The sequence below is a fragment of the Candidatus Margulisiibacteriota bacterium genome (assembly GCA_028706105.1).
Taxonomy (GTDB): domain Bacteria; phylum Margulisbacteria; class Riflemargulisbacteria; order GWF2-35-9; family DYQY01; genus DYQY01.
This window is the reverse complement of record JAQWCF010000007.1, coordinates 1-12,273: the sequence shown is the minus strand read 5'-3', so window position 1 is coordinate 12,273 and position 12,273 is coordinate 1. Positions and strand designations below refer to the sequence as shown.

Sequence of the window (12,273 nt, the reverse complement as noted above, 5' to 3'; positions counted from 1 at the left end):
CTTCGACGGCTTTCTTTAAAAAAGAATTTATTCTATGTTTGCGCCAACTACTGAAGCTAGTTGAAGCATGCTGATTGTTTGACCAGCCTTTAGACCTGTAAAATTAGTTACTTTGCCTGATGATTTGCTTTTTACGTTTGTGTTGTTGAAAAGCTTTAATAGTTTTGCATCTGCAACGATATACTTTCCAGCGCCTTCTGCTTTACCATTTTCTGTCTTTGCTTGAAGTTTGTTTGCTTTGATGTAGTCCCATAGTTTCTGTGTGATTGCAGTTCTTGGAAGCTCTTTTGCTCCACAAAATGCTGCTAGATCAGCCTTTAATTTTACTGGTTTACTTAATCCTACTTCTGCCATATTTCTTTCCTCCTAAATGAATTTAATAAAAGTATAACAGAGGAATCCACGCAATAACAGAGCCAAACTTAAGTTTTTCACTCTTTTGTCTAACTAATCTTCATCTTGAAGGGTCTCCAGCGAGCAGAAAGTGCTATACTTACCAATATATGAGCATTGAACTTTTATCACCTGCCAAAGATTTAGAATGTGGAATAAACGCGATTAAATATGGTGCAGATGCTGTATATATCGGTGGTCCCCACTTTGGTGCACGCAAGGAAGCTTCAAATTCTCTCGAAGATATTGCAACACTTGTTAAGTACGCACATTTTTATAACGCTAAAGTGTATGTGACGATTAATACAATTATTTTTAATTCCGAGTTAGACAAAGTAGAAGAGTTGATTAATGCTTTATCTAAAATTCAGATAGATGCAATTATTATTCAGGATTTGGGCATTTTTGCTTTAAATATACCCAATATAGACATTTTTATTAGTACGCAAGCTACTAATATCTCACCAGAGAAGGTTAAGTTTTTAGAAGATTTAGGTGCAAAGAGAGTGATTTTAGAGCGAGCACTTTCTTTAGCTGAGATACAAGAGATACGCCAAACAACTAAAGTAGAACTAGAAACGTTTGTACATGGCGCCATTTGCGTTTGTTACAGCGGAGAGTGCAATATGAGCTATGAAGCAGGCGGAAGAAGCGCTAATCGGGGCGAATGCGCTCAGCCTTGTAGAAAACAATATTCATTGCTTGATAGTAAGGGAAAAGTTTTAAAACAGTCTTCCAAGCTGTTATCAGTCAAAGATTTAAATTTAGCAGAGAATCTTGAGGAATTAATAGATGCAGGAATAACTTCTTTTAAGATTGAAGGACGACTGAAAGATGTGAATTACGTTAGAAATGTTACAGCTTACTACAGAAAAAAGCTGGATCTTGTTTTAGAGAAAAAAGGCTTATATAAAGCATCTAGTGGTAGTATCCAGCATGATTTTGAGCCAAACTTAAACAAAACTTTTAATCGTGGATATACTGAGTATTTTCTTAACACAAAGCATAAAGTTAATTCCGAGCTATCCTTTAATGTCGGCGAATATGTCGGCGTGGTAGACAGAATAATGGGTGATAAGCTGTGGGTAGATACTGCAATAGAATTGCGTAACGGAGATGGAATAGTTTATCTAGATGGATATGAGCAGCAAGGTTTTTTTGTTAATAATTTTGCAAACAATCAGCTAACTGCTAATAAACCATTAGATATTACTTATGGTACGGCCTTGTTTAGAAATTATGATGCTAAGTTTATAGATCAGCTCAATAAAAGCAAAACAGAGAGAAAAATATTAATAGAATTTGATTTACGAGAAGCAGATGGTGAATATGTTTTGCAAGTGCAGGATGGGGACGGTAATTCTTTGGTCAAGACCTCTAGGTTAAAAGATAAGATAGAAAGTTTCGCTACAGATTACGAAAGCAGGATTACAGAAACCTTAAATAAGTTAGGGAATACTAGTTTTATTTGTGAGACAGTGAGTTTGCAACTGGATAAACAGCATTTTATACCACTTAGTAGTTTGAAGCGTACTCGTAATGAATTGTTAGCAGAACTTACAAAAACTAGAGAAGAAAAAGTGCCAGTCAGAAACACTAGAAAAGAGCCAATCATCAATAATGTTCCAGAGATATTAGTGGCTAATGCTAAAACGGAAAAATTATTTGGCAAGAAAAAGAATGTGGTTGAGCTTGGATATAATGAAGGTGCGCCCTTAATGAGGACTAGGTACTGTGTTTTACATGAGCTGGGGATGTGTTTAAAAAAGAAAAAACTAGCTCAACCACTATACTTAAAAGACGAAAAGAATACATTTGAGTTACAGTTTGATTGTATAAAATGTGAGATGATTGTAAAAAGGTAAAGAGAGGTTTTGTCACGGTACATTTTATTGTCTTCTTATTAAGTGCAAAAGAAATGCAAGTGTCTGATATTTTATTATACAGAGTGCACCTGACGACAGAGTGAATCAATCATTAATGAGTTGTAAGTCTAGACATCATTAATTTCAGCATATAGAATATGGAAGATGAGTGAGAAAAATTACAATTTATCTGCTGACTTTTTAGCAGAATTTATGATTAAAGTATTCCAGAAAATTGGAGTACCCAAAGCAGAAGCTAAGATTTGTTCAGAAATCCTCATCGAGGCAGATTTGCGTGGGATTGATTCTCACGGTGTGAATAGATTAAAGCCTATCTACTATGATAGATACAAGCAAGGAACATTAGATACCAAAACTAATTTTGAAATAATCAAGCAAACCTCAACAACAGCGGTTGTCGATGGCCATAATGGTATGGGCTTTGTTGTAGCAAAAAAGTGTATGGAGATGGCTATTAGAAAAGCCAAAAAACATGGATTAGGGATGGTCGTTGCTAGAAATTCTACCCATTTTGGCATCGCTGGTTATTACGCCACCATGGCTTCGGAAGCTGGAATGATTGGACAAGTTACAACCAACGCTAGACCATCTATTGCACCAACTTTTGGGGTAGAGAACATGCTTGGTACAAATCCCCTTACTTTTGGCATCCCAACAGATGAGCCTTTTCCCTTTGTTTTGGATTGTGCAACTTCTGTTACTCAGCGAGGTAAGATTGAATATTATGAGAGAACAGGACAGCCGACTCCTCCAGGTCTAGTTATTGGCAGAGATGGCGAAACCATGACAGACAGTGCTCAAATTTTAAAAGACCTAGTAAATGGCTCTGCTGCTTTAGTTCCATTAGGCGGAATAGGGGAAGATACGGGTGGCTACAAGGGTTACGGTTATGCCACTGTTGTCGAGATACTTTCTTCAGCTTTACAGAGTGGAAATTTCCTTTGGGGTTTATCAGGAGTTAAAGACGGAAAGCCTGCCTCAATAGAGCTAGGACATTCTTTCTTAGCAATCAATATAGAGGCTTTTGTAGATTTAGAAACTTTTAAGCAAAATACAGGCGAAGTCCTTCGAGAACTTCGTGCCTCAGCCAAAGCTCCAGGCCAAAACAGAATCTATACTGCTGGAGAAAAGGAATATATCGCTAGAATAGAAAGAGAAAAATCCGGGATACCGTTACCACCGAGTGTACAAAGAGATTTTTCTGCGATGAAGAAGCAACTTAATCTCAGGAGTGTTTCATTTCCTTGGGAATAGCGCAGTCAGTATGTTAAGTTCGCGTTTAATTTTTCCACCTTTTGCCAATCCAACCTTTATTCCTTCTATGCTGATGGAAATCCAAGGATATATGAACAAACGAGGCGTCCTTAGCCAACCGATATTAGATTTAAACATCAGTTTGTTTAATGATTTGTTTAAGGATTCAGAAGACGTTTTGGTCTTAAAAAATCAGATTATTTATCGAGACCATGACCAATATGTGGAAGTTATTAGTCGAGTTATCAATGAATGGCTACGTTGGCAAGCTAAGTATGTAGAATTAGCTAGAGAATATGTTTGCAATAATAAACCAGAGTGGTTAGCACTTATGCAAAATCAGCTAGAGCAGTGCTTGCCCCTTTCTCAGGTTATTGGTCTCTCCTTAACTTATCATCAACGTAATGATGTCAGCCAGTTTTGGATGACTTTGGCTATTGCCACTTGGATAAAGCAGATATCGCCAAAAACTATAGTTATTCTTGGTGGTTCATTGGTTAATCACCTTGAGCCAAAAGAGATTCTTCATCTTTGTAAATCAATAGATATGATTCTTTTAAAGGAAAGCGAAGAGAGTTTTGTCCAAGTGATACAAGAAAAACCATGGTCCGATATCCCGAATGCTGTATATAGAACCAAGAAGGAAGTTTTGCAAACTTGTTTAGCGGATAATCTGCTTCGGGATTTAGATTATTTGCCTAGCACTGAGGGTATCGTTTTTACCTCTTATTTAACACCCGAGCCTGTTATTAGTTTATTAATCAAAAGAGGCTGTCCTTGGGGAAAATGTAGCTTTTGTTCAGGTCATCTGAGTTATTTTGGACATCATCCAAATGAAAATTGGGACAATGTGCAAAGTCGCTTGGTGTGGTTGCGAGAGAATAAAATAAATTATATATATTGGGGCGATCAAATGTTAATGGTTGCAGAGCTAAAAAAGCTAGCTAATTTAGTGAAGAGACATCATCCTCAGTTGAAGTGGGCCTTTATGGCTATGCCAAATGCAAGCCTTACGTTGGAAGTATTATCCGAAATAGCTGCTGCTGGATGCAGTTGGATTACTTGGGGTGTGGAATCAGGAAGTGCAAAAGTCTTGCACGCGATGAATAAGCCCGTTCAGCCAGAAGTGGCTCGTGAAAACATTATTGCCGCCTATAGTGCAGGAATTGTGAGTATTGTTTTGATGATGTACGGTTTTCCAGGAGAAACACCAATTGATTTAGAGGAAAGTAAGTCTTTTTTGCAATCAATTACTCCGTATTACTATGATCATGCGTTTGGTGGCTATCATGTGACTATTGGTTCTCCTGTCTATGATAATCCAGAAAAGTTTGGTATAAGTTTGGGCGAAGTAGTTTCACTTGATGCAGACAATCTTTCAGGTATCCGCAGTCATTTAGTAGCTTATAGCCCCTTTGATAATGCTGTAAATTTACCACCAGAAAAAAGAGCAAGGTCAATTCCAACAATGGAAGGCATGATGTTAGCTTTAGAGTACTTTAGACCAAAATCCTTGTAATTTTTTTGGAACCATTATCCATAAATATTAAATTAATTATTCAGGAGAAGGAGCACTCGTTGCTACCGGAGCATCTTTGTGTGCTTCTGGTGTTGTAGTTGCTTCATTTTCTGAGTTTGGTATATTTTCTTGTTCAAGTTCATTTAAAACATCTGCTAATATATCTGAGGTTAGGTCTGCAAGTATAGCCTCTATGTCAAAATGGAGGCCTCTAACAACTCCATCTGTTCCAGTTGTGTTACCACCAGAGCTATTTTGAGTGTAATGAGTTCCATTTGGAGATGGTTTGCCGTCCATTCCCTGTTCTAACATCGCGATTAGACTGTCAGCTTTTTGAGTTCTGGTTGTTCTAGCACTATATTCGCTTGGATTTGTTGGGTCTATAATACAAGTCAAAGGCAAAATCATGTCTCCCATTCCTGCACGGAGTGGGGTAAATGCGGCTCTACCTTCTGGTGTGTCAATGTTAACGTGAACAGCTATATAGTTATCATTTATTAATGCTCTAACTTCAGCTGAGTTGTTTGCATTATTTTCAGTTCTAGTACAATTACCACACTCTGGACGACCAAAAATAACGATGACTTGTCTCCCTTCTGCTGCTGCTTGAGCCATTGCTTGCTGATAGTCTGTGCCCCAAGAAATTGGTTGATTAGCGGAGTTAGTAGACGTGGATGTTTCAACTTTTTCAGTTTCAGTAGTTTCTGTGTTTGAATAGATATAGGCAAGAGGGCTTGTTGTTGTTTCTTGCGGTTTTTCAGCACCTGTTGCATAATTAGCACTGATTTGTCCGATGTTGCCAATATTATTAATCATAAGTTTTCTCCCCTTTTAGCCTATAAATTTGTTGTTATTTAGAATATCGACAAATATGAGTATTTATATGTATTGATATTTTTTGTTGTTTATTGCAAAGAGGCTTTACTAGTTTTCATTTTTACATTGACTTTTCCCCTTTCCCTATTCCCTATTAACTATTAACTATTCACCACTAACTATTTCCGATTGAACGATTTAACTAATAAACGGTATAATCTTTTTAGTAAGGAGCAGACATGAAATACATTATAGGTTTAGATATAGGTGGAACAAAGATTGCTGCAGCTATTGCTGACGATAAAGGAAAAATAATCACTTCCATTAACACTCCAACTCAAGCCAAAAAGGGAGCCGAAGTAGTAACTAACCAGCTTAGCTCTGTGATTAAGGAGCTATTAAAGAATGCAGGCGTACATATCCAAGATGTGAAAACCATTGTTTTGGGTATTCCAGGTCAAATTACTAAGAGCAAAGGTGTTGTTATTATTGCACCGAATATTAAGGGATGGGAAAACTATCCACTCAGGGATAAAGTGCAAAAAGATTTCCCCAATACTCCAATTATTGTTGAAAATGATGCGAATTGCGCTGCTATGGGTGAACTTTATTTTGGGTCAGAAAAAGACTATAAAAACATAGTTTTCCTCACAGTAAGTACAGGCGTAGGTGGTGGAATAATTATTGATAGAAAGCTGTATAGTGGGAAAAACACGATGGCAGGTGAAATAGGTCATATGCCCCTTAATTTAACAACGGATACAGAATTTAAATGTGGTTGTGGACGGATTGGTTGTTTCGAGGCCTATGCTTCTGGGGTAAACATGGCCAAAAGAGCTAGTAAAAAAATTATGAAGTTAAAGACGACAAAAGATGATTACGGAAAGATTACTTTAGAGCTTTCTGCCAGTAATCGTAGCAAAATAACTTCCATTGTCCTTAACCACGCAGCGAAGCAGGGTGATAAGTTTGCTCAAGATATCATAGAAGAGAATGCTTACTACATTGGGATTGGTTGCGTAAATATTATCAATATCTTAGATCCTGAGGCCATTATTATCGGTGGCGGAGTTAGCAAGATAGGCGACATCCTGTTTAAGGCAATTAGAAAAACAGTTCAAGAACATTTATCGATGGTTAAAAATGTAAAAACGGAAATAATCCCAGCTACCCTTGGAACCGATGCAGGTTTATTAGGGACAATCGCTGTAGGATTGTCTGAATGATCCGAATCATAAACTATGATGCTGGGAATATTTTAAATGTTGCTAGAGCGTTTAAACAAATTGGTGCAGAGTCCATTATTAGTAGTGATTTATCAGAAATGGATCTTGAGAAAGATATTTTAGTTTTACCAGGGGTTGGTTCCTTTGGGGCAACTATGGAAAGCTTAAACAAACTTAATCTGACTGAAGCAATTAAGACGTTCATTTCTGCTGGCGGAAAGTTTTTAGGTATTTGTTTAGGGGAACAATTACTTTTCGAGGAAAGTGATGAAAGCAAAGGTGTGAAGGGGCTTGGCGTTTTTCCTGGCAAGGTCACTAGATTTGATTCTGCTATTTGTGGTAAAGTTCCGCAGACAGGTTGGAATAATATCCAAGTAAAACATCCTTTTTTTAAAGATTTTCATGATAATTTTTTTTATTTTGTGCATTCTTATTATATTTCTTACAATCAGGAAAATTGTCTTGCTTCAACAATATACGGAGTAGAATTTAATTCAGCTATAATTAAAGATAATCTGCTTGCTGTACAGTTTCATCCTGAAAAAAGTGGAAGTATTGGTCTTTGTTTCTTACAAAAAGTACTAGAATACTTTACAATATTAAAATGATTAAACTATTACCAGCTATAGATTTGATAGACAACAAATGCGTTAGATTATTGCAGGGCGATTATTCTCGCATGACAGATTACGGTCTAGACCCCATCCAAACAGCTAAATTATTTCAGTTACAAGGTGCAGATATTCTCCATCTAGTTGACTTGCAGGGTGCAAAGCAAGGAACTCCAGTACATTTTGAGCTTATCAAAAAAATTAAAGACAGCTTAACTATCCCTGTGGAAGTTGGTGGTGGAATACGAGACATTGAAACTGTGGAGCAGTATTTATCGATTGGAGTGGAAAGGATAATTCTGGGAACAATTCTTATTAAGGACAAAGATTTAGCCATTTCTATCTTGAAAAAATATCCGAACAATATTGTTTTCGGCATAGATGGAAGAGGCGATAGTGTTGCTGTTAGTGGCTGGTTAGAAAATACTGATATTTCAGTGGTTGCTTTAATTAAAGAATACGAGAAATATGGACTAAAGCATGTTATTTATACTGACATCAACAAAGATGGCTTGTTGCAAGGAACCAATCTGGAAATGTTATCTCGTATTATCCAGGAAACTAATGTTAAACTAGTAGCATCCGGTGGTGTTTCTTCTCTGGAAGACATTAATGATTTAATCAAAATCAATCGAGACAATAAACTTTTCGGAATTATTACTGGCAAAGCAGTTTATGAAAACAAATTTACTGTTAAAGAAGCAAAGGAGCTTATTATTAATGGAACAATTGCCTGACACCCAGTTACTCGCTAACGATATAGACATTCTTCTTAAGAAGCACAACATTGAAGATGCAGAACATTATTTAGTCTTAAAGGAGTTTTTGCTTTGTACGCTTCTATATCATTGGGAAGACCCTTTAATTGCTGACCTAATTCCTCTTAAAGAAGGTATAGAAGAAATCAGAAAAGCAATGAATATGTTTAAGAGATACCGATATGACCTTAAAATATCTGTCTTTGGTTCAGCCAGAACACCTCAAGATCATCCTCTCTATCATTTAACAATGGATTTTTCTAATAAAGCAGCCTTAAAAGGCTACAAAATTATCACTGGCGCTGGACCAGGAATAATGGAGGCAGGCAATCTAGGTGCTGGTGCCGATAATAGTTTTGGTCTAGGCTTGAAACTACCTTATGAGAATGAAAACGAGATTTTCAAAGAACGCCCCGACCATATAACTATTTTTAATAATTTTTATTCCCGCAAACACACTTTTTACCGAGAAGCTGATGCAGTTGTTGTTTTGCCTGGAGGATACGGAACCATGGATGAAGTTTACCAAGGCTTAACCACTTTGCAGACAGGAAAGAAAAGGATTACTCCCTTTATTTTGTTGGATGAGCCAAACGGAGTTTTTTGGACAGAGTTTGATGAATGGATTGAGCGAAATATGCAAAAAGGCTATATCTCGGCTTTAGATAGGTCAATGTATAACATTTGTACTAGTGCTGATGAAACGCTCAAAAGAATAGACGATTTTTACAAGGTTTTTCATTCCTATTTAACCTTAAACGAGAGTGAGCTTTTTTTTCAGCTCAAGAAAAAGCTGAGTCCAGCAGAAGAAAAAATACTAAACAAAATAGCTTTTGATAATGATTTGACGGAAATGACATATGTTCGTGAAAGGTATTATCCTGAAACAACTTTATATGTTTATCAATCGTCTTTGAAAAAATTACGAGATTTTGTCAAAATTAAACTTTTCATTGAGCAAATTAATCAAAGTTTATAGATGATAATTACGTTAACAGGAAGAATGGGTTCAGGAAAAAACACAGTACTTAGCTTACTTCCTGTTCCTAGCGATTACATTGTAATGGATGCCGATTTAATTGGGCATGAGTTACTGACTAGGGATTATGTTATTCAGCAAATATTAAATTCTTTTCCAACAGCAGTGGAAGAAGGGAAAATTAATCGCAAAAAGTTAGCGGAGCTTGTTTTTCCTAACAAGGTTAATGTGCTTAATCAGATAATGCATCCATATCTCATTGAGGAAATACATTCATATCTTCGCCCTGGGACGATTATTAATTCTGCTTTGCCTATGGAATTAAAGTTAATTGGATTAAGTGATGTAGTTGTTTTTGTTGATTCCTCCGATGCAATAATCAAAGAACGATTAAAGGATAAGTTCGAAGTCCAGGATATCGAGAAAAGGTTAGAGTCACAAAACTCTAGAGATTGGTATTTGCAAATAGCGGATATAGTGATTGATAACAATGGTACACTCGAGGAACTAAAGCTAGAAACAGACAAAAAATGCAAGAATTTATTTTAGAGTCCAACTATCAGCCAACCGGAGATCAGCCACAAGCAATAAAAGAGTTAGTAGACGGAATCAATCAAGGAAAACGTTTTCAAACATTACGAGGAGTTACTGGTAGTGGCAAAACCTTTACAGTAGCTAATATTATTGCTCAAATCAATAAACCCGCAATTATTTTAGCCCACAATAAAACACTAGCCGCCCAGCTGTGTAGCGAATTTAGAGAATATTTCCCCAAAAATTCAGTAGAGTTTTTTATTAGCTATTATGATTACTATCAACCCGAGGCTTATTTGCCCACCACCGATACATATATCGAAAAGGATTCTTCAATTAACGAAGAAATAGAAAAGATGAGACATAGCGCTACTTTTTCTTTATTTAATAGGAAGGACGTGTTAATTGTTTCTTCTGTTTCTTGTATTTATGGCCTCGGTTCTCCCGAGACTTATGCTCAAGGTAGCATCACTTTGAAAAAAGGTGCCTTGATTGATAGAGATGATTTAATCGAAAAACTAATGGAGATTCGCTATGACAGAAATGATACCGAACTTAAGCGAGGCAATTTCAGCGTTAAAGGTGAGTTAATAGAAATCTTTCCTAGCTATGGTGATAATATTTTAAGAGTTGAACTTTTTGGTGAAGAAATACATAAAATTTATTTAATTGATAATTATAACAAAACACCTCTAACTTTTTTCGAAGAATTTATGGTTTATCCTGCTAGCCACTTTTTAGTCGCCCCTGATTTTCAGCGTTCGGTAATTGTTGCTATTCAAGAGGATTTGCAGATAAGACTACAGGAGTTAAAGAAAGAGAATAAGTTATTAGAAGCTCAGCGACTGGAACAACGAACTATGTATGATATTGAGATGATCGAAGAAGTTGGATATTGTTCTGGTATCGAAAATTATTCCCGCTATCTTACCGACCGCAAACCAGGCGAAGCACCCTATACCTTGTTGGATTATTTTCCTAAGGATTTTCTGCTAATAGTTGACGAGTCACATGTAACTTTACCGCAAGTTAGGGGCATGTATGCAGGTGACCGTTCCCGCAAACAAACTTTAGTGGATTATGGTTTTCGCTTACCTAGTGCTTTAGACAACAGACCTTTAAATTTCCCCGAGTTTGAGGAGAAGATGCAACAAGTATTATTTATCTCCGCAACACCCGGTCCATATGAGCTAAGTAACTCTACTCATATCGCTGAGCAAATGATTCGGCCGACTGGACTTATTGACCCAGAAATAGAAGTTATGACAACTAAAGGGCAAATGGATGAGATTTTAAAACAAATACAATTAAGAATAGATAAAAAGGAAAGAACGCTACTAATAACTTTAACCAAAAAGATGGCAGAAGAGCTAACTAATTATTTGTTAAACAAGAAAGTAAAAGCTAGATATATGCATTCAGATATTGATACTTTGGAACGTTATGAAATTCTGCATGATTTACGTGCTGGTGAATTTGATGTTCTTGTAGGAATTAATTTATTAAGAGAAGGGCTAGACCTCCCCGAAGTTTCCCTTATAGCGATACTAGATGCGGACAAAGAAGGCTTTCTGCGTGACGAGAGGTCGTTGATACAAATAATCGGTAGAGCGGCTAGAAACGTCAATGGCAAGGTTCTGTTGTTTGCAGACAAGATGACAGGTTCTATGCAAAGAGCTATTAGCGAAACTAATCGCCGAAGAGCCATCCAAAGTAAATATAATGAAGATAACAATATTACTCCAACAACTATTGCTTCTAGAATCAAAGAAAAGTTAGGTGATAGTGCGTCTAAGAAACATTCTATGAAGTATGGTGACAAAAAGAACTATGAAGATATGAAGTGGTTAGATACAATAGAGGTTGAGAAGCTTACGCCTAAAGAATTTTTGAAAACTATTGACGTTTTAAGGAAGGAAATGAGAAAGGCTGCTCAGGACTATGAGTTTGAGAAAGCAGCTATCTTAAGAGATAAAATATATGCGATGGAACACAAAACTTTTAGTTAGTTTATTATTTTTTACGGTAAGTATCTCTTTTACTGCACCGCTTGAATTGATTGTTAAGTATAAAGAAACTACAGGCAAACAAGTCAAATCCTCCAACGCTCAGATTAAATCATCTCGCTTAGTAGCTAGAGTTGAGGGATTTGTAGAGAAATATAAGAACACAAAACTATTTAAAGATAATTATATTGTAAGAGCATCATCATCTGAAAATTATCTAGAATTACTTGAACAGTTACAAAACGACCCCAACGTTGAATATGTACATCCTAATTATGTTTATCATAAACA

Annotated in this window: 12 protein-coding genes; 10 read left to right on the top strand and 2 right to left on the bottom strand. The window is 36.4% G+C overall.

Annotation, left to right across the window (positions count from 1 at the left end):
- Positions 1-27: 27 nt before the first annotated feature.
- Positions 28-354 (bottom strand): SWIB/MDM2 domain-containing protein, encoded by a 327-nt coding sequence (locus tag PHF25_01325; protein MDD4526660.1) that lies wholly within the window; start codon positions 352-354, stop codon positions 28-30.
- Between the two features lie 149 nt (positions 355-503).
- On the opposite strand from PHF25_01325, the gene PHF25_01320 reads away from it, so the two are divergent.
- The 3 genes from PHF25_01320 (at position 504) to PHF25_01310 (ending at position 5,052) form a co-directional block, all read left to right on the top strand.
- On the top strand, positions 504-2,258 hold the full coding sequence (locus PHF25_01320) for a U32 family peptidase (protein ID MDD4526659.1): 1,755 nt from the start codon (positions 504-506) through the stop codon (positions 2,256-2,258).
- Between the two features lie 165 nt (positions 2,259-2,423).
- On the top strand, positions 2,424-3,533 hold the full coding sequence (locus PHF25_01315; GenBank protein MDD4526658.1) for an Ldh family oxidoreductase: 1,110 nt from the start codon (positions 2,424-2,426) through the stop codon (positions 3,531-3,533).
- A gap of 10 nt (positions 3,534-3,543) precedes the next feature.
- A complete protein-coding gene (locus tag PHF25_01310; protein MDD4526657.1) occupies positions 3,544-5,052 on the top strand; it encodes a radical SAM protein in 1,509 nt (502 codons plus the stop codon).
- Positions 5,053-5,088: 36 nt separating this feature from the next.
- Here PHF25_01310 and PHF25_01305 read toward each other — a convergent pair whose 3' ends face one another.
- Positions 5,089-5,868: a thioredoxin family protein gene (locus tag PHF25_01305; GenBank protein MDD4526656.1), complete on the bottom strand. Its 780-nt coding sequence runs from the start codon at positions 5,866-5,868 to the stop codon at positions 5,089-5,091.
- Positions 5,869-6,107: 239 nt separating this feature from the next.
- Between PHF25_01305 and PHF25_01300 the strand changes: the two genes are divergently transcribed.
- The 7 genes from PHF25_01300 to PHF25_01270 form a co-directional block, all read left to right on the top strand.
- Positions 6,108-7,094, top strand: coding sequence for an ROK family protein (locus PHF25_01300; protein MDD4526655.1), 987 nt, complete (start codon positions 6,108-6,110; stop codon positions 7,092-7,094).
- Positions 7,091-7,702: an imidazole glycerol phosphate synthase subunit HisH gene (gene hisH, locus PHF25_01295; protein MDD4526654.1), complete on the top strand. Its 612-nt coding sequence runs from the start codon at positions 7,091-7,093 to the stop codon at positions 7,700-7,702. Before PHF25_01300 ends, hisH begins: the two co-directional genes overlap by 4 nt.
- Positions 7,699-8,442 carry a 1-(5-phosphoribosyl)-5-[(5-phosphoribosylamino)methylideneamino]imidazole-4-carboxamide isomerase gene (gene hisA, locus PHF25_01290; GenBank protein ID MDD4526653.1) on the top strand — a complete coding sequence of 248 codons (744 nt, stop codon included), beginning with the start codon at positions 7,699-7,701 and terminating at the stop codon, positions 8,440-8,442. The genes hisH and hisA overlap by 4 nt, the downstream gene beginning before the upstream one ends.
- Positions 8,426-9,442, top strand: a complete 1,017-nt coding sequence (locus tag PHF25_01285) for an LOG family protein (GenBank protein ID MDD4526652.1) — start codon at positions 8,426-8,428, stop codon at positions 9,440-9,442. Before hisA ends, PHF25_01285 begins: the two co-directional genes overlap by 17 nt.
- Positions 9,443-9,991, top strand: a complete 549-nt coding sequence (gene coaE / locus PHF25_01280) for a dephospho-CoA kinase (GenBank protein ID MDD4526651.1) — start codon at positions 9,443-9,445, stop codon at positions 9,989-9,991.
- On the top strand, positions 9,973-11,985 hold the full coding sequence (gene uvrB / locus PHF25_01275) for an excinuclease ABC subunit UvrB (GenBank protein MDD4526650.1): 2,013 nt from the start codon (positions 9,973-9,975) through the stop codon (positions 11,983-11,985). The genes coaE and uvrB overlap by 19 nt, the downstream gene beginning before the upstream one ends.
- Positions 11,957-12,273 (top strand): hypothetical protein (locus tag PHF25_01270; protein MDD4526649.1); only part of this gene is annotated, 317 nt, incomplete at its 3' end. The genes uvrB and PHF25_01270, both read left to right, overlap by 29 nt.